General features: G+C 66.4%; 18 protein-coding genes. 10 read left to right on the forward strand and 8 right to left on the reverse strand.

Annotation, left to right across the window (positions count from 1 at the left end):
- Positions 1-28 precede the first annotated feature (28 nt).
- From clpS to HWX09_RS28980, 4 genes are all read left to right on the forward strand, one after another.
- Complete coding sequence (clpS, locus tag HWX09_RS28965; protein WP_006398529.1) at positions 29-343, forward strand: ATP-dependent Clp protease adapter ClpS; 315 nt, start codon at positions 29-31, stop codon at positions 341-343.
- On the forward strand, positions 340-2,640 hold the full coding sequence (gene clpA / locus HWX09_RS28970) for an ATP-dependent Clp protease ATP-binding subunit ClpA (RefSeq protein ID WP_027785211.1): 2,301 nt from the start codon (positions 340-342) through the stop codon (positions 2,638-2,640). The genes clpS and clpA overlap by 4 nt, the downstream gene beginning before the upstream one ends.
- Before the next feature lie 103 nt (positions 2,641-2,743).
- Positions 2,744-4,123, forward strand: coding sequence for an amino acid permease (locus HWX09_RS28975; protein ID WP_027785210.1), 1,380 nt, complete (start codon positions 2,744-2,746; stop codon positions 4,121-4,123).
- Positions 4,124-4,257: 134 nt separating this feature from the next.
- Positions 4,258-5,028, forward strand: coding sequence for a membrane protein (locus HWX09_RS28980; RefSeq protein WP_027785209.1), 771 nt, complete (start codon positions 4,258-4,260; stop codon positions 5,026-5,028).
- Between the two features lie 57 nt (positions 5,029-5,085).
- Here HWX09_RS28980 and dut read toward each other — a convergent pair whose 3' ends face one another.
- The 5 genes from dut to HWX09_RS29005 all read right to left on the reverse strand — a co-directional run bounded on the left by dut (position 5,086) and on the right by HWX09_RS29005 (position 11,304).
- On the reverse strand, positions 5,086-5,532 hold the full coding sequence (gene dut, locus HWX09_RS28985) for a dUTP diphosphatase (protein ID WP_027785208.1): 447 nt from the start codon (positions 5,530-5,532) through the stop codon (positions 5,086-5,088).
- 55 nt (positions 5,533-5,587) lie between these two features.
- Positions 5,588-6,799, reverse strand: coding sequence for a bifunctional phosphopantothenoylcysteine decarboxylase/phosphopantothenate--cysteine ligase CoaBC (gene coaBC, locus HWX09_RS28990; RefSeq protein ID WP_027785207.1), 1,212 nt, complete (start codon positions 6,797-6,799; stop codon positions 5,588-5,590).
- Between the two features lie 67 nt (positions 6,800-6,866).
- Entirely contained in the window at positions 6,867-7,367 is a 501-nt protein-coding gene (gene lspA, locus HWX09_RS28995) for a signal peptidase II (RefSeq protein ID WP_027785206.1), read from the reverse strand.
- A 2-nt stretch (positions 7,368-7,369) separates the two neighbouring features.
- A complete protein-coding gene (ileS, locus tag HWX09_RS29000; RefSeq protein ID WP_027785205.1) occupies positions 7,370-10,207 on the reverse strand; it encodes an isoleucine--tRNA ligase in 2,838 nt (945 codons plus the stop codon).
- Between the two features lie 104 nt (positions 10,208-10,311).
- Positions 10,312-11,304 carry a bifunctional riboflavin kinase/FAD synthetase gene (locus tag HWX09_RS29005; RefSeq protein WP_027785204.1) on the reverse strand — a complete coding sequence of 331 codons (993 nt, stop codon included), beginning with the start codon at positions 11,302-11,304 and terminating at the stop codon, positions 10,312-10,314.
- A 123-nt stretch (positions 11,305-11,427) separates the two neighbouring features.
- Here HWX09_RS29005 and purN point away from each other — a divergent pair, with 123 nt between their 5' ends.
- The 6 genes from purN (at position 11,428) to nadC (ending at position 18,569) form a co-directional block, all read left to right on the forward strand.
- Positions 11,428-12,090: a phosphoribosylglycinamide formyltransferase gene (purN, locus tag HWX09_RS29010; RefSeq protein WP_027785203.1), complete on the forward strand. Its 663-nt coding sequence runs from the start codon at positions 11,428-11,430 to the stop codon at positions 12,088-12,090.
- Positions 12,087-13,352: an RsmB/NOP family class I SAM-dependent RNA methyltransferase gene (locus tag HWX09_RS29015; protein ID WP_027785202.1), complete on the forward strand. Its 1,266-nt coding sequence runs from the start codon at positions 12,087-12,089 to the stop codon at positions 13,350-13,352. The genes purN and HWX09_RS29015 overlap by 4 nt, the downstream gene beginning before the upstream one ends.
- Before the next feature lie 17 nt (positions 13,353-13,369).
- Positions 13,370-14,752, forward strand: a complete 1,383-nt coding sequence (locus tag HWX09_RS29020; RefSeq protein ID WP_027785201.1) for a mechanosensitive ion channel domain-containing protein — start codon at positions 13,370-13,372, stop codon at positions 14,750-14,752.
- A gap of 220 nt (positions 14,753-14,972) precedes the next feature.
- On the forward strand, positions 14,973-16,169 hold the full coding sequence (locus HWX09_RS29025) for an acyl-CoA desaturase (protein WP_027785200.1): 1,197 nt from the start codon (positions 14,973-14,975) through the stop codon (positions 16,167-16,169).
- A 253-nt stretch (positions 16,170-16,422) separates the two neighbouring features.
- Positions 16,423-17,559 carry a quinolinate synthase NadA gene (gene nadA, locus HWX09_RS29030; RefSeq protein ID WP_027785199.1) on the forward strand — a complete coding sequence of 379 codons (1,137 nt, stop codon included), beginning with the start codon at positions 16,423-16,425 and terminating at the stop codon, positions 17,557-17,559.
- A complete protein-coding gene (gene nadC, locus HWX09_RS29035) occupies positions 17,559-18,569 on the forward strand; it encodes a carboxylating nicotinate-nucleotide diphosphorylase (protein ID WP_080681360.1) in 1,011 nt (336 codons plus the stop codon). The genes nadA and nadC overlap by 1 nt, the downstream gene beginning before the upstream one ends.
- 97 nt (positions 18,570-18,666) lie before the next feature.
- Here the strand turns inward: nadC and nadB are convergent, their stop codons facing one another.
- From nadB to rpmB, 3 genes are all read right to left on the reverse strand, one after another.
- The gene (gene nadB / locus HWX09_RS29040) at positions 18,667-20,253 is read right to left on the reverse strand and encodes an L-aspartate oxidase (RefSeq protein ID WP_027785197.1); all 1,587 of its coding nucleotides are present in this window, start codon (positions 20,251-20,253) and stop codon (positions 18,667-18,669) included.
- Positions 20,254-20,413: 160 nt separating this feature from the next.
- Positions 20,414-20,581 (reverse strand): 50S ribosomal protein L33, encoded by a 168-nt coding sequence (gene rpmG, locus HWX09_RS29045; RefSeq protein WP_006478046.1) that lies wholly within the window; start codon positions 20,579-20,581, stop codon positions 20,414-20,416.
- A 17-nt stretch (positions 20,582-20,598) separates the two neighbouring features.
- Positions 20,599-20,832: a 50S ribosomal protein L28 gene (gene rpmB / locus HWX09_RS29050; RefSeq protein WP_004186391.1), complete on the reverse strand. Its 234-nt coding sequence runs from the start codon at positions 20,830-20,832 to the stop codon at positions 20,599-20,601.
- Between the last annotated feature and the right edge of the window lie 48 nt (positions 20,833-20,880).

A 20,880-nucleotide genomic window follows, 5' to 3' on the forward strand; every position in this document is an offset into this window, starting at 1 on the left:
GCCTGTCCGAGTTGTTTAGAATGGGTGTATGGCGATTATCCCGGACAAGCAGGACAGTACCGTCCTGGAACGCAAGCAGCAGAAGCTCAAGCCGCCTTCGATGTACAAGGTGGTGCTGCTGAACGACGACTTCACGCCGATGGAGTTCGTCGTGATGGTGGTCCAGGAGTATTTCAAGAAGGATCGCGAGACGGCCACGCAGATCATGCTGAAGGTCCATCGCGAAGGGCGAGGGGTTTGTGGGGTCTATACGCGGGACATCGCGTCGACCAAGGTTGAGCAAGTCGTTACCCATGCGCGGCAGGCAGGGCATCCGCTGCAGTGCGTGATGGAGGAAGCATGATTGCCCAGGAATTGGAAGTCAGCCTGCACATGGCGTTCATGGAAGCACGCCAGGCGCGCCATGAGTTCATTACGGTCGAGCATTTGCTGCTCGCCCTGCTGGATAATCCGACGGCGGCCGAGGTGTTGCGCGCGTGCGCGGCAAACATCGAGGACCTGCGTCAGAACCTGCGCAATTTCATCCACGACAACACACCTACCGTCCCGGGCACCGACGATGTCGACACCCAGCCGACGCTCGGTTTCCAGCGCGTGATCCAGCGCGCGATCATGCACGTCCAGTCGACGTCGAACGGCAAGAAGGAAGTGACCGGCGCGAACGTGCTGGTCGCGATCTTCGGCGAGAAGGATTCGCACGCCGTGTACTACCTGCAGCAGCAGGGCGTCACGCGCCTCGACGTGGTGAACTTCATTTCGCACGGCATCGCGAAGACGAACAACGGCGAAGCCGCGAAGTCGACCGACGCGAACGCGGAAAGCGAAGACGCGAATGCGCAGAAGGAAACGCCGCTCGCCCAGTTCACGCAGAACCTGAACCAGATGGCGAAGGACGGCCGCATCGATCCGCTGATCGGTCGCGAGCCCGAGGTCGAGCGCGTCGTGCAGGTGCTGTGCCGCCGCCGCAAGAACAATCCGCTGCTCGTCGGCGAAGCCGGCGTCGGCAAGACCGCGATCGCCGAAGGGCTCGCGTACCGGATCACGCGCGGCGAGGTGCCGGACATCCTCGCGAACGCGCAGGTGTACTCCCTCGACATGGGCGCGTTGCTGGCAGGCACCAAGTATCGCGGCGATTTCGAGCAGCGCCTGAAGACGGTGCTGAAGGAGCTCAAGGAGCGCCCGCACGCGATCCTGTTCATCGACGAAATCCATACGCTGATCGGCGCGGGCGCCGCATCGGGCGGCACGCTCGACGCGTCGAACCTGCTGAAGCCGGCGCTGTCGTCGGGCACGCTCAAGTGCATCGGCGCGACCACGTTCACCGAATATCGCGGCATCTTCGAGAAGGATGCGGCGCTGTCGCGGCGCTTCCAGAAGGTCGACGTGACGGAGCCGAGCGTCGAGCAGACGGTCGCGATCCTGCGCGGGCTGAAGTCGCGCTTCGAGGAGCACCACGGCGTGAAGTATTCGTCGGGCGCCCTGTCGGCCGCGGCCGAACTGTCGGCGCGCTTCATCACCGACCGTCACCTGCCGGACAAGGCGATCGACGTGATCGACGAGGCGGGCGCCGCGCAGCGCATCCTGCCGAAGTCGAAGCAGAAGAAGACGATCGGCAAGGGCGAGATCGAGGAAATCATCTCGAAGATCGCGCGCGTGCCGGCGCAAAGCGTGTCGCAGGACGATCGCAGCAAGCTGCAGACGCTCGATCGCGACCTGAAGAGCGTCGTGTTTGGCCAGGATCCGGCGATCGACGCGCTCGCGGCCTCGATCAAGATGGCGCGCGCGGGCCTCGGCAAGATGGACAAGCCGATCGGCGCGTTCCTGTTCTCCGGCCCGACGGGCGTCGGCAAGACCGAAGTGGCGCGCCAGCTCGCGTTCACGCTGGGCATCGAGCTGATCCGCTTCGACATGTCGGAATACATGGAGCGTCACGCGGTGAGCCGGTTGATCGGTGCGCCGCCGGGCTATGTCGGGTTCGACCAGGGCGGCCTCTTGACCGAAGCCGTCACGAAGAAGCCGCATTGCGTGCTGCTGCTCGACGAAATCGAGAAGGCGCATCCGGACATCTTCAACGTGCTGCTGCAGGTGATGGACCACGGCACGCTGACGGACAACAACGGCCGCAAGGCGGATTTCCGCAACGTCATCATCATCATGACGACGAACGCGGGCGCCGAGTCAATGCAGAAGGCGACGATCGGCTTCACGACGCGCCGCGAAACCGGCGACGAGATGACCGACATCAAGCGCCTGTTCACGCCGGAGTTCCGTAACCGGCTGGATGCGATCATCAGCTTCCGCTCGCTCGATGAGGAAATCATCATGCGCGTGGTCGACAAGTTCCTGATCCAGCTCGAGGAACAGCTGCACGAGAAGAAGGTCGACGCGCTCTTCACCGACGCGTTGCGCAAGCATCTCGCGAAGCACGGCTTCGACCCGCTGATGGGCGCGCGGCCGATGCAGCGGCTGATCCAGGACACGATCCGGCGCGCGCTGGCCGACGAACTGCTGTTCGGCAAGCTGCTCAACGGCGGCCACGTGACGGTCGACGTCGACGAGGGCGACAAGGTGCAGCTGTCGTTCGACAAGCTGGCGAATCCGCCGCACAAGCCGAACGAAGAGACGGTCGAAGTCGAGTAAGCGATAATTCGTTGTTCATGCGAACGGCGCGGGAAGTTCTCCGCGCCGTTTCGTTTTATCCGGCGCCGGCGGCGCGATGGTGGTGCAGGGGAGTGGTAACGCAGTGACACAACAACAACGGTCGTTCGACGATATCGTCGCGCGCGAACAAGGGTTGCGCCACGCGCTGACGTCGGGGCAGATGGCGATGATCGCGATCGGCGGCGCGATCGGCACGGGGCTGTTCCTCGGCAGCGGGTTCGCGATCGGGCTCGCCGGCCCGAGCGTGCTGGTTTCGTATGCGATCGGCGCGCTGATCGCGCTGCTGCTGATGGGCGCGCTCGCGGAAATGACGGTCGCGCATCCGACGGCCGGCTCGTTCGGCGCCTATGCCGAGCACTACGTCGGCCCGCTCGCGGGTTTTCTCGTGCGTTATGCGTACTGGTTCGCGGTCGTGTTCGCGATCGGCACCGAGATCAGCGCGATCGCCGTGTTCATGAAGTACTGGTTCCCGGCGGTGCCCGGCTGGTACTGGGTGATCTGCTTCTCCGCGCTGCTGATCGCGGTGAACCTCGCGAGCGTCACGTTGTACGGGACGGTCGAATACGCGTTTTCGCTGCTGAAGATCGCGGCGATCGTCGTGTTCATCGTGCTCGGCGCGTATCTCGTCTGGTCGGCGCCGGCCGCATCGGGCGTCGGTTTCGCGAACTACACCGCGCACGGCGGCTTCATGCCGAAGGGGCCGTGGGGTACGTGGGTCGCGGTGATCGTCGCGATCTTCAGCTACATGAGCATCGAAGCCGTCGCGATCGCGGCCGGCGAGGCGCGCGATCCGCAGCACGCGGTCACGCGCGCATTCCGGTCGACCGTGTTCCGGCTCGTGCTGTTCTACCTGCTGACACTCGCGCTGATGCTCGCGATCGTGCCGTGGACGCAGGCCGGCACCGACGAAAGCCCGTTCGTGAAGGTAATGGCCGCGACGCACGTGCCGTACGCGGCGGGCGTGATCAACTTCGTGCTGTTGATCGCGGCGCTGTCGGCGATGAACAGCCAGCTCTACGTGACGACGCGGATGATGTTCAGCCTGTCGCGCGCGCGTCTCGCGCCCGCGGTGTTCGGCCGGCTCGGCACGAACGGCGTGCCGCGCGCGGCGCTGTGGATCTCGACGAGCGGCGTCGCGGTGGCGGCCGTGCTGGTCGCGCTTGCGCCCGACACCGCGTTCACGGTGATGATGGCGATCGCGATGTTCGGCGCGCTGTTCACCTGGCTGATGATCTTCGTCACGCACCTGCGGTTCCGTTCGCGGTATCGCGGCCCCGCGCTCGCGTTCCGGATGTGGGGACACCCGTTCGGCAGCCTGCTCGGCGCGGGGCTCGTGGCCGCGATTCTGCTGACGACCGCTTTCACGCGCGAGTTCCGGATGACGATGGTGGTCGGCGTCGTATTCGTCGTGCTGCTGACGCTCGCCTACGCACTGCATTACCGGCACCAACACGCGCGCTGAGCGCGCCGGCGTGGCCGCCCACGCCGTTCTTCAGTCGCTAAGGTTCCGTTAAGCGAGCGGCGACTACATTCGATCCTGTCTGCAAGGCGTGCGGGTCCGTACCGGCGCGCCATTTCCTGTAAAAAGGGGTTCGAATGAACAAACTTCCCGAAATCACGCTCGCGTTCTGGATCATGAAGATCTGCGCGACGACGCTCGGCGAAACGGGCGGCGACCTGCTGTCGATGACGCTGAACGTCGGCTACGCGGTGAGCTCGATCCTGCTGTTCGGCTTCTTCCTCGTGACGCTGGGTGCGCAGCTCAGGACGACGCGTTATCGTCCGGCGATCTACTGGGCCGTGATCGTCGCGACGAGCACGGCCGGCACGACAATGTCCGATTTCATGGATCGCACGCTCGGGCTCGGCTATGCGGCCGGCTCGTCGATTCTGGTCGCGATCCTGCTGGCGATCTTCGCGGTCTGGCGCCTCAGCGGCGAATCGCTGTCGGTCGACCTGATCCGGACGCGCAAGGTCGAGCTGCTGTACTGGATCGCGATCCTGTTCTCGAACACGCTCGGCACCGCGCTCGGCGACTTCCTCGCCGACAGCTCGGGGCTCGGTTTCGGCGGCGGCGCACTGCTGATCGGCGGCCTGCTGGCGGCGATCGTGCTCGCGCACTACTTCACGCGCATTTCCGGCGTGCTGCTGTTCTGGGCCGCGTTCGTGCTCACCCGTCCGTTCGGTGCAACGGTCGGCGACCTGCTGACGAAGCCGGTCGCGAAGGGCGGCCTCGCGCTCGGTACGGTCGGCTCGTCGGCCGTGCTGCTCGGCGTGCTGGCGGCGATGGTCGTCTATGCGAGCATCGCGCAGGCGCAGCGTCGCGAGCCGGCGCTCGCGCGAATCGCGCAATCGAGTGGCAAGTGAGTGATGGCGCGTGAAAAGGAAAGGGGCCGCGAGGCCCCTTTTTTCGTGCTGCGTGGCTCAGTGGCGGCCGGTGCTGCCGAAGCCGCCTGTGCCGCGATCGCTCTCGGCGAATTCGTCGACGATGTTGAACTGCGCCTGCACGACCGGCACGATCACGAGTTGCGCGAGCCGTTCGAACGGGTTCAGCACGAACTCGGTCTGGCCGCGGTTCCACGTCGAGACCATCAGCTGGCCCTGGTAGTCGGAGTCGATCAGGCCGACGAGGTTGCCGAGCACGATCCCGTGCTTGTGGCCGAGGCCCGAGCGCGGCAGGATCAGCGCCGCATAGCCGGGATCGGCAAGGTGGATCGCGAGGCCGGTCGGCACGAGCGTGGTTTCGCCCGGCTGCAGCGTGACCGGTGCGTCGAGGCATGCGCGCAGGTCGAGGCCGGCGCTGCCGGTGGTCGCGTAGGCGGGCAGGTAGTCGCGCATGCGCGCGTCGAGGATCTTCAGGTCGAGTTTCATGCGGTCGTCGAATCGGTCGGGAAGGGCGCGGCGGTGATGGCCGCCGCGCGGTAGATCAGATCAGGCGGTTGTCGGGCAGGCGCTTCGCGATTTCCGCGACGAGCGCATGCGCGAGTTCGTCTTTGGGCGCGCGCGGCAGGCGCGTGAGGCCGGCGGCCTCGAACAGCACGACTTCGTTGTCGTCGAGGCCGAACGTCAGCGGGCCGAGATTGCCGACGAGCAGCGGCACGTTCTTGCGCTTGCGCTTCTCGTCGCCGTGCACGTCGAGGTCGCCGCTTTCGGCCGCGAAACCGACGCAGAATGGCGCATCGGGCAGCGCCGCGACCGACGCGAGGATGTCGGGATTCTCGACGAACGCGAGCGCCGGCATCTTGTGGTCGGCCGTCTTCTTCATCTTGTGCTCGGCCGGCTGTTCGACGCGCCAGTCGGCGACCGCGGCCACCGCGATGAAGATGTCGGCGTCGGCGACCGCGTGCATCACCGCGTCGTACATCTGCTGCGCGGTCTGCACGTCCTGACGGTAGACGCCCCACGGCGTGTCGAGCGCCACCGGCCCGGCGACGAGATGCACGTCGGCGCCGGCCTGCTGCGCGGCGCGGGCGAGCGCGAAACCCATCTTGCCGCTGGAGCGGTTCGTCAGGCCGCGCACCGGGTCGAGCGGTTCGAACGTCGGCCCGGCCGTGATCAGCACGCGGCGGTGCGCGAGCACCTTCGGCGCGAAGTGCGCGACGATCGCTTCATAGATCGCCTCGGGCTCGAGCATGCGGCCATCGCCGACTTCGCCGCATGCCTGCGCGCCCGAATCCGGGCCGAGCACCGACACGCCGTCGGCGCGCAGCTGCGCGGCATTGCGTTGCGTGGCCGGGTTCTGCCACATCTGGCGGTTCATCGCGGGGACGACGAGCAGCGGACAGTCGCGCGCGACGCACAGCGTCGACAGCAGATCGTCGGCGAACCCATGCGCGAGCTTGGCGAGGAAATCCGTCGACGCGGGCGCGATCACGATCGCGTCGGCTTCGCGCGACAGGTCGATGTGCGCCATGTTGTTGTCGATGCGCGCGTCCCACTGGCTCGTATAGACGGGCCGGCCCGACAGCGCCTGCATCGTGACGGGCGTGATGAACTGGGTGGCGGCGTCGGTCATCGCGACCTGCACGGTCGCGCCGGCCTTCACGAGCAGCCGCGTGAGTTCGGCGATCTTGTAGCAGGCGATGCCGCCCGTCAGGCCGAGAACGAGGTGTTTTCCTGCGAGTTCTGCGTGTGCCAACTCAGGCCTCCTGGGGTCAAACGGAACGGCCGGCGCGAAGCCGGCCGTCGACACGGAGTATGCGCGCTCAGCGCGAGCCGCGCACGCGCCGCAGCTCGTCGTAGATCAGCAGCACCGCCCCGATCGTGATCGCGGAATCGGCGAGGTTGAACGCCGGGAAGTGCCACGCGCCGACGTGGAAATCGAGGAAGTCGATCACGTGACCGTAGACGAGCCGGTCGATCACGTTGCCGAGCGCGCCGCCGAGGATCAGCGCGAGCGACAGGCTGAACAGCCGCTGCTGGCCGTGACGGCGCAGCAGGAAGCAGATCACGAGCGTCGCGCCGATTCCGAGCGCGGTGAACGCCCAGCGCTGCCAGCCGCTCGCGGTCGACAGGAAGCCGAACGCGGCGCCGCGGTTGTACACCAGCACGAGGTTGAAGAACGACGTCAGCGCATGCTGCGCGCCGTACGCGAACGTTTTCAGGATCGCGATCTTCGACAACTGATCGAACAGGATCACGATCAGCGAAATACCGAGCCAGGGCGCGAGCGCGCCGCTGGCCGGTTTCGACAGGGTTTTCGCCATGGTTAAGCAGCGCTCCGGATTTCGCCGTTTTCAAACAGGTTCGAGAAGCAGCGGCCGCACAGCGTCGGATGCTCGGCGTGCGCGCCGACATCTTCGCGGTAGTGCCAGCAGCGCTCGCATTTCTGGTACTTCGACGCGGCCACGTCGACGCTTTCCTGCGCTTCGTCGTCGACCTTGACGACCGTCGCGGCCGACGTGATCAGCACGAACTTCAGGTCGTCGCCGAGGCTCGTGAGCGCGTCGTAGCGCGCGCCGCTCGCATGCACGGCCACTTCGGCCTGCAGCGACGAACCGATGCGGTTCGCGGTGCGCGCTTCCTCGAGCGCCTTCGTCACGTTGCCGCGCACGTCGCGCAGCAGCGCCCACTTCTCGATCAGCGCGGCCGAGCCGGCGACTTCCGGATACGCGTAGTAGGTTTCCGTGAAGATCGTGTCGCTCGCCGGCTGGAACACCTTCCATGCTTCTTCCGCGGTGAACGACAGGAACGGCGCGAGCACGCGCAAAAGGCCGTGCGTCAGGTGGTACAGCGCGGTCTGCGCGGAGCGGCGCGCGCGCGAATCGGCGGCGCTCGTGTACAGGCGATCCTTCAGCACGTCGAGGTAGAAGCCGCCGAGGTCTTCCGAGCAGTACGTCTGCAGCTTCGCGACGACCGGGTGGAATTCGTACTTTTCGTAGTGGCCGAGCAGCTCCGTCTGCAGTTGCTGCGAGAACGCGACCGCATAGCGGTCGATCTCGAGCCATTCGTCGACCGGCACCGCGTGCTGCGCGAAGTCGAAATCCGACAGGTTCGCGAGCAGGAAGCGCAGCGTGTTGCGGATGCGGCGATAGCCTTCGGTCACGCGCTTCAGGATCTCCTCGGAGATCGCGAGCTCGCCCGAGTAGTCGGTCGACGCGATCCACAGGCGGATGATTTCCGCGCCGAGGCGGTTCGCGACTTCATGCGGGTCGATGCCGTTGCCGAGCGACTTGCTCATCTTGCGGCCTTCGCCGTCGACCGTGAAGCCGTGCGTGAGCAGGCCCTTGTACGGCGCGCGGCCGTCGATCATCGATGCCGTGAGCAGCGACGAGTGGAACCAGCCGCGATGCTGGTCCGAGCCTTCGAGGTACAGGTCGGCCGGGAACTGCAGCTGATCCTTGTGCGAGCCGCGCAGCACGTGCCAGTGCGTCGTGCCCGAGTCGAACCACACGTCGAGCGTGTCGCGGTTCTTTTCGTACAGGTTCGCATCGTCGCCAATCAGCTCGCGCGGGTCGAGCGACTGCCACGCCTCGATGCCCGACTGCTCGACGCGCTTCGCGACTTCCTCGAGCAGCTCGAGCGTGCGCGGGTGCAGCTCGCCGGTTTCCTTGTGCACGAAGAACGCCATCGGCACGCCCCACTGGCGCTGGCGCGACAGCGTCCAGTCCGGACGGTTCGCGATCATGCTGAACAGGCGCTGCTTGCCCCAGGACGGGTAGAACGCGGTCGCGTCGACGCCTTCGAGCGCCGTCTCGCGCAGCGTCTTGCCGCCGTCGCGCGGCGTCACGTCCATGCCCGCGAACCACTGCGACGTCGCGCGGTAGATGATCGGCGTCTTGTGGCGCCAGCAGTGCATGTAGCTGTGCGTGTACTTCTCGCTGCGCAGCAGGGAGCCGGCCGCGTGCAGCGCGTCGACGATCTTCGGGTTCGCCTCCCAGATCGACAGGCCGCCGAACAGCGGCAGCGATTCGATATAGCGGCCGTCCCCCATCACCGGGTTGATGAAGTCGGAATCGGTCATCCCGTGCGCCTTGCACGACATGAAATCCTCGATACCGTACGCGGGCGACGAGTGCACGACGCCGGTACCGGTGTCGGTCGTCACGTAGTCGCCGAGGTAGACGGGCGCGGTGCGCTTGTAGCCGGGGTGAGCCGACGCGAGCGGGTGGTGGAAGCGCAGGTTCGCGAGCTTCACGCCGGGCGCGGTCGCGACGACGCGGCCGGTCAGCTTGAAGTCGGTCATGCAGGCTTCGACGCGCTCTTCGGCGATGATCAGCAGCCCGCGCTCGGTGTCGACGAGCGCGTAGACGATTTCCGGATGGAGGTTCAGCGCCTGGTTGGCGGGAATCGTCCAAGGCGTGGTGGTCCAGATCACGATGCCGCCCTCGGCGCGCGGCAGCGCCGGCAGGCCGAACGCCTGCGCGGTCTTTTCCGGTTCCGCGAACGCGAACATCACGTCGATCGTCGGATCGGTGCGGTCCTTGTATTCGACTTCCGCTTCCGCGAGCGCCGAGCCGCAGTCGAAGCACCAGTTGACCGGCTTCAGCCCGCGGTACACGTAGCCCTTCTCGATGATCTTGCCGAGCGCGCGGATTTCTTCCGCCTCGTTGACGAAGTTCATCGTCTTGTACGGGTTGGCCCAGTCGCCGAGCACGCCCAGGCGCTTGAAGCCGACCTTCTGCTTCTCGATCTGCTCGGTCGCGTACGCGCGCGCCTTGCTCATCACTTCGGCCGCCGGCAGCGACTTGCCGAACTGCTTCTCGATCTGGATCTCGATCGGCATCCCGTGGCAATCCCAGCCCGGCACGTAAGGCGCGTCGAAGCCGGCCATGTTGCGCGACTTGACGACGATATCCTTCAGGATCTTGTTGACCGCGTGGCCGAGGTGGATGTCGCCGTTCGCATACGGCGGGCCGTCGTGCAGGATGAACTTCGGGCGGCCCTGGCTGGCCGCGCGGATCTTGTCGTAGATGCCGCGCTCTTCCCACTCCTTGACCCACTGCGGCTCGCGCTTGGGCAGGTCGCCGCGCATCGGGAACGGCGTGTCGAGCAGGTTGACCGGATACTTGGCCTGCGGTTTCGAATCGGCTTTCTTGTTGCTCATGATGGGATCGCTATCTAAATCGGGGAGACGCTCGGGCGTCGTGAATCGGGGATGCGCGCGAGAGGGCGGCGCGAGGGTGCGGCGCCAGGGCGCCGCCGTCCGGATCAGCTAATTCGGTCGGTGGCCGACGTCGCGAAGCCCGTCGCGCGGCTGCCCGGCGCACGGTCGCGCTCGATGAAGTACGCGCGCGCATTCGCGACGTCCAGCGCGATCGCGCGCGACAGCGCCTCGAGATCGTCGAACTTCGCCTCGTCGCGCAGCTTCTTCAGGAATTCGACACGGATCAGCTTGCCGTACGCATCGCCGTGCCAGTCGAGCAGATGGACCTCGAGCAGCACGCGGCCCGAATCGTCGACGGTCGGGCGCAGCCCGAGGCTCGCGACGCCCGGCAGCGGCGCGGGGCCGAGGCCGTGCACCTGCACGACGAAGATGCCCGCGAGCGCCGGCCGCTTGTGCGCGATCGGCAGGTTCAGCGTCGGGAAGCCGAGGTCGCGGCCGAGCTTCAGCCCGTGCGCGACGTGGCCGCTGATCGCGTAGCCGTGGCCGAGCGCTTGCGCGGCCGTGTCGAGGTCGCCCGCGGCGAGCGCCGCGCGCACGCCGGAGCTGGAAATGCGCGTGCCGTCGCTGCCGGCCACCGTGCCCATTTGCTCGACCTCGAAGCCGTGCTGCTCGCCGGCCGCCTTCAGCGTGTCGAAGGTGCCCGCGCGCTTCGCGCCGTAGCAGAAATCGTCGCCGACCATCATCCAGCGCGTGTGCAGCCCGTTCACCAGCGTGCGCTCGACGAACGCCTGCGGCGACTGGCTCGCGAAGGTGTGGTTGAAGTGCTCGACGACGACGCGGTCGACCCCGTGGTCGCGCAGTGCCTCGAGCTTGTCGCGCAGCATCGCGATGCGCGGCGGCGCGCCGGCCGGGTTGAAGAATTCGCGCGGGTGCGGCTCGAACGTCATCACGCACACGGGCAGGCCGCGTGCGTCCGCTGCCGCGCGCACGCGCGCGAGCAGGGCCTGGTGGCCGCGATGGACACCGTCGAAGTTGCCGATCGTCAGCGCGCACGGGGCGCGGCTCTCGGCGTTGGGCAGGCCGCGGAAGACTTTCACGATAGCGGATGCAGCGTCGGGGGAATGGGCGGTGGGATGCCGCAAAGCAGAAGATTATAAACGTTCGGGCGGGCCGGCGGCCGAGAAGGCGGGAAACGCGAGGGCGAATGGTAAAATTCGCGGATGAAAAAAATCGTGATCCTGATTTCCGGTCGCGGCAGCAACATGGAGGCCATCGTCCGCGCGTGCGCGCGGGAACGCTGGCCGGCCCGGATTGCCGCCGTGATCGCCAACCTGCCCGATGCGGCCGGACTGGCTTTTGCCGCGTCGCACGGGGCGGCGACGGCGGTGGTCGACCACCGGTCGTTCGATGGCCGCGACAGCTTCGACGCGGCGCTCGCCGCCGAGATCGACCGTTTCGCGCCCGATCTCGTCGTCCTCGCCGGCTTCATGCGTATCCTCACGCCCGCATTCGTCAGACGATACGAGGGCCGGCTGCTGAATATCCATCCGTCGCTGCTGCCGAGCTTCAAGGGCATCCATACGCACCAGCAGGCGCTGGATGCCGGCGTCGCGCTGCATGGCGCGAGCGTGCATTTCGTCATTCCCGAGCTCGACAGCGGCGCGATCGTCGCGCAGGGCGCGGTGCCCGTGCGCGCCGGCGACGACGCGGCCGCGCTCGCGCAGCGCGTGCTGACGATCGAGCACGTGCTGTATCCGCGTGCGGTGCGCTGGTTCGTCGAGGGGCGCCTGCGCCTCGAGAACGGCCGTGCAGTGGTGGCGCCCGACGAGGCGCGCTGGATTTTCGCGGATCAACCGCATACCGAAACGAGTGAGGGTGTATGAAGCTGCACGGATTCCTGATCGGCCAGACCGAGACTTTGCTGGCCGAGGTGCTGAAGTTCGCCGGCCCCGCCGACGCGACGACGAGCCGGTTCTTCCGCGCGCATCCGAAGCTCGGGCATGCCGAGCGCGGCGTGATCGCGGAGGCCGTGTTCGCGGTGCTGCGCCGGAAGATGGAGTTTTCGCATCTGGCCGAGAGCGGCACGGGCACGCCCGCGCGGCGCCTCACGCTGCTCGGCCTGATGCAGACGGTCGGTCGCAATGCGCTGAAGCCATTCCTGTCCGACACCGAGTCCGCCTGGCTCGAGCACGTGTCGAAGATCGACCCTGCGAGCCTGCCTGTGCGCATTCGCACGAATCTGCCCGACTGGATTCACCAGGCGCTGTCGGCCCGTTTCGACGCCGACGAGCTCGCGCAACTCGCCGCCGCGCTGAACTACCCGGCGCCGCTCGACCTGCGTGCCAACGCGCAGAAGGCGACCCGCGACCAGGTGATCGAAGCGCTGCGCGTGAGCGGCATCGAGGCGGGCGCGACGCCGTTCGCGCCGTTCGGCGTGCGCGTGGTCGGCAAGCCGGCGCTGACGCGCCTGAAGCTGTTCGAGGAAGGCGCGATCGAGGTGCAGGACGAAGGCAGCCAGCTGCTGTGCTCGCTGGTCGCGCCGCGGCGCGGCGAGATGGTCGTCGATTTCTGCGCGGGCGCCGGCGGCAAGACGCTCGCGCTCGGCGCGATGATGCGCTCGACCGGGCGCCTCTATGCGTTCGACATCTCGGAGAAGCGCCTTGCGAAGCTGAAGCCGCGCCTCGCGCGCAGCGGGCTGTCGAACGTGAACCCGGTGCTGATCGACAGCGAGCACGACGCGAAGATCAAGCGGCTCGCCGGCAAGATCGACCGCGTGCTGGTCGACGCGCCGTGCAGCGGCCTCGGCACGCTGCGCCGCAATCCTGACCTGAAGTGGCGGCAGACGCGCACGGCGATCGACGAGCTGACGCCGAAGCAGGCGTCGATCCTCGCGAGCGCCGCACGGCTCGTGAAGAAGGGCGGCCGGCTCATCTACGCGACCTGCAGCGTGCTCGACGCCGAGAACGAGCGCATCGTCGAACAGTTCCTGGCCGATCACCCCGAGTTCGTGCTGGTGCCGGCGCAGCAGGTGCTGGCCGACCAGCGCATCGAGCTCGAGACGGGCGACTACCTGTCGCTATGGCCGCACCGTCACGCGACCGACGGTTTCTTCGCGGCGGTGCTCGAACGCCGCGCCGCGCAGTAACGACGCGCGGACGGACGATGGAGAATCTGCAGAGCCGCCTGCTGTCGCACCGGCTGGCATCGGTGATTCGCGATTTCCACCAGCCGGTGATGATCTGGCAGGCGGCGCTCCTCGTCGGGGCGCTGTGTTTCGCGTGGGTGGCCGCGCGCTTCGTGCACGGCCGGATCGACGCTCGGCGCCGGGCAGCCGGACGCGCGCCGGGCGCGGGCGCGCAAAGCCTGAAGCGTGCGCTGTTTCCGCTGTTCGGCAGCGTGTTCGTCGGCGCCGCGCAGCTCGCGTTCGACCCGTTCATGTCGACGTCGCTGCTGTCGCTCGCGCTCGTGCCGCTGTTCGGCATCGGGCTGATCTACGTGCTGTTCTTCTTCGCGCGGCGCGTGTTCGCGCGCGACGGCCACACGCACGCATGGCTGTCGATCGTCGAGAAGATCGTGTCGACCGTCGTGTGGGCCGCGATGGCGATGACCGTGCTCGGCATCCAGCGCGACGTGCTCGGCTGGCTCGACAGCGTGCAGTTCCGGGTCGCGACCGCGCACCTCACGCTGCTGTCGGTGATCTCCGGTGCGCTGTGGGTATGCGTGACGCTGATGGTCGCGATGTGGCTCGGCTCGGTGCTCGAGGATCGCCTGTCGCGCGCGAGCACGCTCGACGCGAACCTGAAGGTCGTGCTGTCGCGGGTCGGCCGCGCGCTGCTCGTGTTCGCGGCGATCCTGATCGGGCTGTCGCTCGTCGGCATCGACGTGACGGTGCTCGGCGTGTTCGGCGGCGCGGTGGGCGTCGGCCTCGGTTTCGGGCTGCAGAAGATCGCGAGCAACTACGTGTCGGGCTTCATCATCCTGGTCGACCGCTCGCTGCGGCTTGGCGATGCGATCAGCGTCGGCGGGCTGCAGGGCGTCGTCACGCAGATCCGCACGCGCTACACGGTCGTGCGCGGCCTCGACGGCAACGAGACGCTGATCCCGAACGAGAAACTGATCACCGACGTCGTGCAGAACCAGTCGTCGTACCTGACGCGCGGCTATGCGAAAGTCGCGGTGCAGGTCGCGTACACGAGCGACGTCGAGCAGGCGCTCGCGTTGCTCGTCGCTGCCGCGAAGGACGTGCCGCGTGTGCTGGCCGAGCCGGCGCCGACCCCGTACCTCGTGAGTTTCGGCGCGGACGGGATCGACCTGGAGCTCGGCTTCTGGATCGAGGATGCGGCGAAAGGCACGTCGGGCGTGCGCTCGAGCGTGAACCGCAACATCTGGCGGCTGTTCAGCGAGCACGGGATTTCGATTCCGTTTCCGCAGCGCGAGGTGCGCGTGGTCGGGCTGCCGGACGGCTTTCCCGCGCCGGGCGTGGCGGCCGGGCTCGATCCGGCGCCCGCCGACGGTGCGCTGAACGGGCGCGCGCCGGCGGCGTAGCGGGCGGGCGCGGTCAATCGTACCGATTCCCCGGTCGAAACCGGATCGCGCGCCTTTCCGAGTCCGCCGGTGGACCGCGCGGATTGCGTCAGGGCAAGAAAATATTCATTTTTTACAAAGACTTGGAACGGTTGAAGTAAAATTCTGGTCTACACGCGGTATGCTTTCATTTTTATGACGCTGGCATGAGCCGGCGTCGCTCTCATCACGGGTAACTGCCTTGTTGAATTCCCTGCTCGATTTTCTTTCCCACGGGCTCCTGCGTTTTTCGTGGTGGCAGGTCGCGCTGTTCGCGCTTGCCGTCACGCACGTCACGATCATCGGCGTGACGGTCTACCTGCATCGCTGCCAGGCGCACCGCGCGCTGGAGATGCATCCGATCGCGAGCCATTTTTTCCGTTTCTGGCTGTGGATGACCACCGGGATGCTGACCGGCCAGTGGGCGGCGATCCATCGCAAGCACCACGCGAAGTGCGAAACCGAGGAAGATCCGCACAGCCCGCAGACGCGCGGCATCTGGAAGGTGTTCCTCGAGGGCGCCGAGCTGTATCGCGCGGAAGCGAAGAATGAAGAGACGATGCGCAAGTTCAGCCACGGCACGCCGAACGACTGGCTCGAGCGCAATCTCTACTCGAAGTACCCGATCCTCGGCATCAGCATGATGATGGTGATCGACGTCGCGTTGTTCGGCGTGCTCGGCCTGACCGTGTGGGCCGTGCAGATGGTGTGGATCCCGTTCTGGGCGGCGGGCGTCGTCAACGGCTTCGGTCATTTCTGGGGTTATCGCAACTTCAACTCGGCCGACGCCAGCACGAACCTGTTCCCGTGGGGCATCCTGATCGGCGGCGAAGAACTGCACAACAACCACCACACGTTCGCGACGTCGGCGAAGCTGTCGAACAAGTGGTACGAGTTCGATATCGGCTGGATGTACATCCGCATCATGTCGGCATTCGGTCTCGCCAAGGTGAAGAAGGTCGCGCCCACGCCGCGCCTGAACAAGCCGAAGACGGTGCTCGACCAGGAAACGCTGCAGGCCGTGCTGTCGAACCGCTATGAAGTGATGGCGAGTTACGGCAAGGCCGTGAAGCGTGCGTACCGCCAGGAGCTCGCGCACCTGAAGGAACTCGGTTCGAGCGAGAAGTACCAGCTGATGCGCGGCGCGCGCAAGTGGTTCCACAAGGACGCCGACGGCCTCGACGAGCCGCAGAAAAAGCTGCTGCCGGAAATCTTCGCGAACAGCCAGAAGCTGCATACGTACTTCCAGCTGCGCCAGGATCTCGCCGCGATCTGGGATCGTTCGACCGCGTCGCGCGAACAACTTCTCGCGCAATTGCAGGATTGGTGCCATCGCGCGGAACAAAGCGGCATCAAGGCGCTGCAGGAATTCGCGACGCGCCTGCGTCGCTACGCCTGATTCGAAATCGATTAGAATCTCAGGACGTCACAAACCCCGCGTTGGCGGGGTTTTTTCATTTGGGGCGCCGGTTTTTGACGGATCGGCGGCGCCGGTATTGGTATGAAGCTTTGGGGCGTGGCGAGTGGGTGCCCCGGACGAGTGCAAGGGATGGGATCGGGGCAGGCGCCAAAGCGCCGACGCTGATCGACCGCGAAGCATGGGATCAGAGTAAGCGCTGAAGCGCCAACTCTGATCGACAGGAGATATGGAGATGCAATCGACGATCAAACCCGTCGAGTACGACCGGCCCGTCGCAGCTGGGACCGTGTGCGGCGTGGGACAGGCATGGGCCAAGGTGCCCGAGGCGCCGTCCGCCGAGGAGCGCGCTTCGCTGAAGGCACGCATCAAGGCGTTGCTCGCCCGTGAAAAGGCCGTGCTGGTCGCCCACTACTACGTGGATGCCGAACTGCAGGAACTGGCCGACGAAACGGGCGGCTGCGTGGCCGATTCGCTCGAAATGGCCCGCTTCGGCCGCGATCACGACGCGCAGACGCTGGTCGTCGCGGGCGTGCGCTTCATGGGCGAAACCGCGAAGATCCTGAGCCCGAACAAACGGATCCTGATGCCCGATCTCGACGCGACCTGTTCGCTCGACCTCGGCTGTCCGGTCGACGAATTCTCGGCGTTCTGCGATGCGCATCCGGACCGTACCGTCGTCGTCTACGCGAACACCAGCGCGGCCGTGAAGGCGCGCGCGGACTGGATGGTCACGTCGTCGATCGGCCTCGAGATCGTGGCCGATCTGCACGCGCGCGGCGAAAAGATCATCTGGGCCCCGGACCGCCATCTGGGCAGCTATATCCAGAAGAAGACCGGCGCGGACATGCTGCTGTGGCAGGGCTCGTGCCTCGTCCACGACGAGTTCAAGGGCATCGAGCTCGACCTGCTGCGCGCCGAATATCCGGACGCGAAGGTGCTCGTCCATCCCGAGTCGCCGGAAAACGTCGTGGCGCAGGCCGATGTCGTCGGTTCGACCACGCAACTGATCGACGCGGCCGTCAAGTTCGACGCGAAGCGCTTCATCGTCGCGACCGATCTCGGCATCCTGCACAAGATGCAGCTCGCAGCGCCCGGCAAGACCTTCATCGCGGCGCCGACGGCCGGCAACAGCGCGACCTGCAAGAGCTGCGCGCACTGCCCGTGGATGGCGATGAACGGCCTCGCGAATCTCGCCGACGTGCTTGAACGCGGTCACAACGAGATCTTCGTCGATCCCGCGATCGGCGAGCGTGCGCGTTTGCCGATCGACCGGATGCTCGAATTCGCGGCTGCGCACAAGAAGCGCGTGCAGGCGAGCGGCGACTTGCAGCGCGACCAGCAACTGTTCGCGAACGTGGGGGCGGCGTAATGAACGGCCCCCACGCTCACATTCGTTCGCTGTCGACCGGAGTTGGCGCTTCAGCGCTTACTCCGGTCCCATGCACGGCTCCCCCCGAGGGGGCGGCCGCCTTCCTTGGGGGCGGCCCGGCGGAAGGCGCCGCGACTGCAGTCTCCCCTCTGTTCGAAGCCGTCCGCGCCCAATACGGCGCGGCATTCGACGAAGCGATCGCGCGCAACGTGGCCGATGCGATCGCCGAAGACGTCGGCACCGGCGACCAGACCGGGCGGCTCGTGCCGGCCGGCGAGCGCCGCCGTGCGCGGATCATCGTGCGCGAGGAAGCCGTGCTGTGCGGCGTGCCGTGGTTCGACGCCGTGATCGCCCGGATCGATCCGTCGATCGTCGTGCAATGGCGCTATCGCGAAGGCGACCGGATGACGGCCGATTCGACCGTGTGCGAACTCGAAGGGCCGGCGCGCTCGCTCCTGACCGCCGAGCGCAACGGGCTGAACTTCCTGCAGCTGCTGTCGGGCGTCGCGACCGCGACGCGCCGCTACGTCGATCGCGTCGAAGGCACGCGCGCGAAGATCCTCGATACGCGCAAGACGCTGCCGGGGCTGCGGCTCGCGCAGAAGTACGCGGTGCGCGTGGGCGGCGGCGAGAACCAGCGTCTCGCGCTGTACGACGGCATCCTGATCAAGGAGAACCACATCGCGGCGGCAGGCGGTGTCGGCGAGGCACTCGATGCGGCGTTCGCGCTGGAATCGGGCGTGCCCGTGCAGATCGAAGTCGAGACGCTCGCGCAGCTCGACACGGCGCTCGCGCATCGCGCGCAGTCGGTGCTGCTGGACAACTTCACGCTCGACATGATGCGCGAAGCGGTGAGTGTGGCTGCGGGCAAGGCCGTGCTCGAGGTATCGGGCGGCGTCAATCTCGATACGGTGCGCGCGTTCGCGGAGACGGGCGTCGATCGCATCTCGATCGGCGCGCTGACGAAGGACGTGCGGGCGACGGACTATTCGATGCGGATCGTCGACTGACCCAACGTCGTTCAATCAGACAAAAAGCCGCTGGCGCGCGAACGCCGGCGGCTTTTTTCTTGTGCTGCGGCCGCAGCGGGAAAGGGCGGCGTGCGGCTCAGCGGCGCACGCGCGGCGTGAGCACGCTCGGCAATGCCTTCGGCAGCGTATGCGGCCAGTCGCGGCTGTAGTGCAGCCCGCGGCTTTCGCGGCGGGAGTGCGCGCTCTTGACAATCAGCGTTGCCACGTCGACGAGGTTGCGCAGTTCGAGCAGGTCGCGCGTCACGCGGAAATTCGCGTAGTACTCGTGGATCTCGTCGCGCAGCAGCGACAGCCGGTGCTTCGCGCGCTCGAGGCGCTTGTCGGTGCGCACGATGCCGACGTAGTTCCACATCAGGCGGCGCAGTTCGTCCCAGTTATGTGCAACGACGACTTCCTCGTCCGCATCCGATACGCGGCTTTCGTCCCACGCGGGCAGCGTGGCGGGCGTGTCGGTATCGAAGCCGGCCGCCTCGATCGCCTCGGCTGTCGCGCGGCCGATCACGAGGCATTCGAGCAGCGAGTTGCTCGCGAGCCGGTTCGCGCCGTGCAGCCCCGTGTACGATGTTTCGCCGACCGCATACAGGCCGGCGAGATCGGTGCGCCCCGCGAGATCGGTGACGACGCCGCCGCACGTATAGTGCGCGGCCGGCACGACGGGGATCGGCTGTTTCGCGATGTCGATGCCGAATTCGAGGCAGCGCGCATGAATCGTCGGGAAATGTTCGCGCAGGAACGCTTCCGGCTGATGGCTGATGTCGAGATACACGCAGTCGATCCCGCGCTTCTTGATCTCGAAGTCGATCGCGCGTGCGACGATGTCGCGCGGCGCGAGCTCGGCGCGCGGATCGTGCGCGGGCATGAAGCGCGTGCCGTCGGGCAGCTTCAGCAGGCCGCCTTCGCCGCGCACGGCTTCCGAAATCAGGAACGACTTCGCGTACGGATGGAACAGGCAGGTCGGGTGGAACTGGATGAATTCCATGTTCGACACGCGGCAGCCCGCCCGCCACGCCATCGCGATGCCGTCGCCGGTCGCGGTGTCGGGGTTCGTCGTGTACAGGTAGACCTTGCCGGCGCCGCCGGTGGCGAGCACCGTATGCGGCGCCTCGATCGTAATCGTACGGTCGTTGTCGACGTCGAGCGCATACAGGCCGTGACAGCGGCGGCCGGGCAGGCCGAGGCGGTCCGACGTGATCAGGTCGATCGCATGGTGGTTTTCGAAGAACGTGATGTTCGGATGCTGGCGCGCGCGCTCCGACAGCGTCGCAAGCACCGCATGGCCGGTCGCATCGGCCGCATGGATGATCCGGCGATGGCTGTGGCCGCCTTCGCGCGTCAGATGAAAGCCGAGTTCGGCCGCGTCGTCCTTCGTGAACGGCACGCCTTGCGAGATCAGCCATTCGATTGCTTCGCGGCCGTGCTCGACGATGTAGCGCGTCGCGCCTTCGTCGCACAGGCCGCCACCGGCGACCAGCGTGTCGTCGACGTGGTTCTCGATGCTGTCCGTCGAGTCGAGGACCGCCGCGATGCCGCCCTGCGCGTTATCGCTCGCCCCCTCCATCATCGAACGTTTCGCGATCAGCGCGACACGTCGCGTGCTGGCCAGGTTGAGTGCGACCGATAGCCCTGCCAGGCCGCTGCCGACGATCGCCACGTCGAATTTCATGCTGCATCTCCATCGTTACGCTTTTGATCTTGTGCGTTCCGGCGGCCGCGGCCGCGGAAAGGGGAGAGCATACCGCGTCGGGCCCGAGCGTGCGCGCAAAACAAAAAGCCCCGCAGGAGCGGGGCTTTTCGGTCGCCGTCAGGCTGGCAGAAACCGGAGATTACTTGATCTTGGTTTCTTTGTATTCCACATGCTTGCGGACGACGGGATCGAACTTCTTGATCGCCATCTTTTCCGGCATGTTGCGCTTGTTCTTCGTGGTCGTGTAGAAGTGACCCGTACCAGCGGTGGACTCGAGCTTGATCTTGTCGCGTGCGCCTTTTGCCATGATTGTGCTCCTTGGGCTTAGGCTTCGCCGCGTGCGCGCAGGTCAGCGAGCACGGAATCGATGCCGTTCTTGTCGATCAGGCGCAGGCCGGCGTTCGAGACGCGCAGGCGCACCCAGCGGTTTTCGCTTTCAACCCAGAACCGGCGGTTTTGCAGGTTCGGCAGGAAGCGACGCTTGGTCTTGTTGTTGGCGTGGGAAACGTTGTTGCCGCTCATCGGCGCTTTCCCAGTTACTTGGCATACGCGTGCCATGAGAGCACTCCTAATACGCTAAATTCGGGGTTCGATCGCCGGTGAAGG

It is taken from the genome of Burkholderia sp. BCC1208, assembly GCF_902833095.1.
Taxonomy (GTDB): domain Bacteria; phylum Pseudomonadota; class Gammaproteobacteria; order Burkholderiales; family Burkholderiaceae; genus Burkholderia.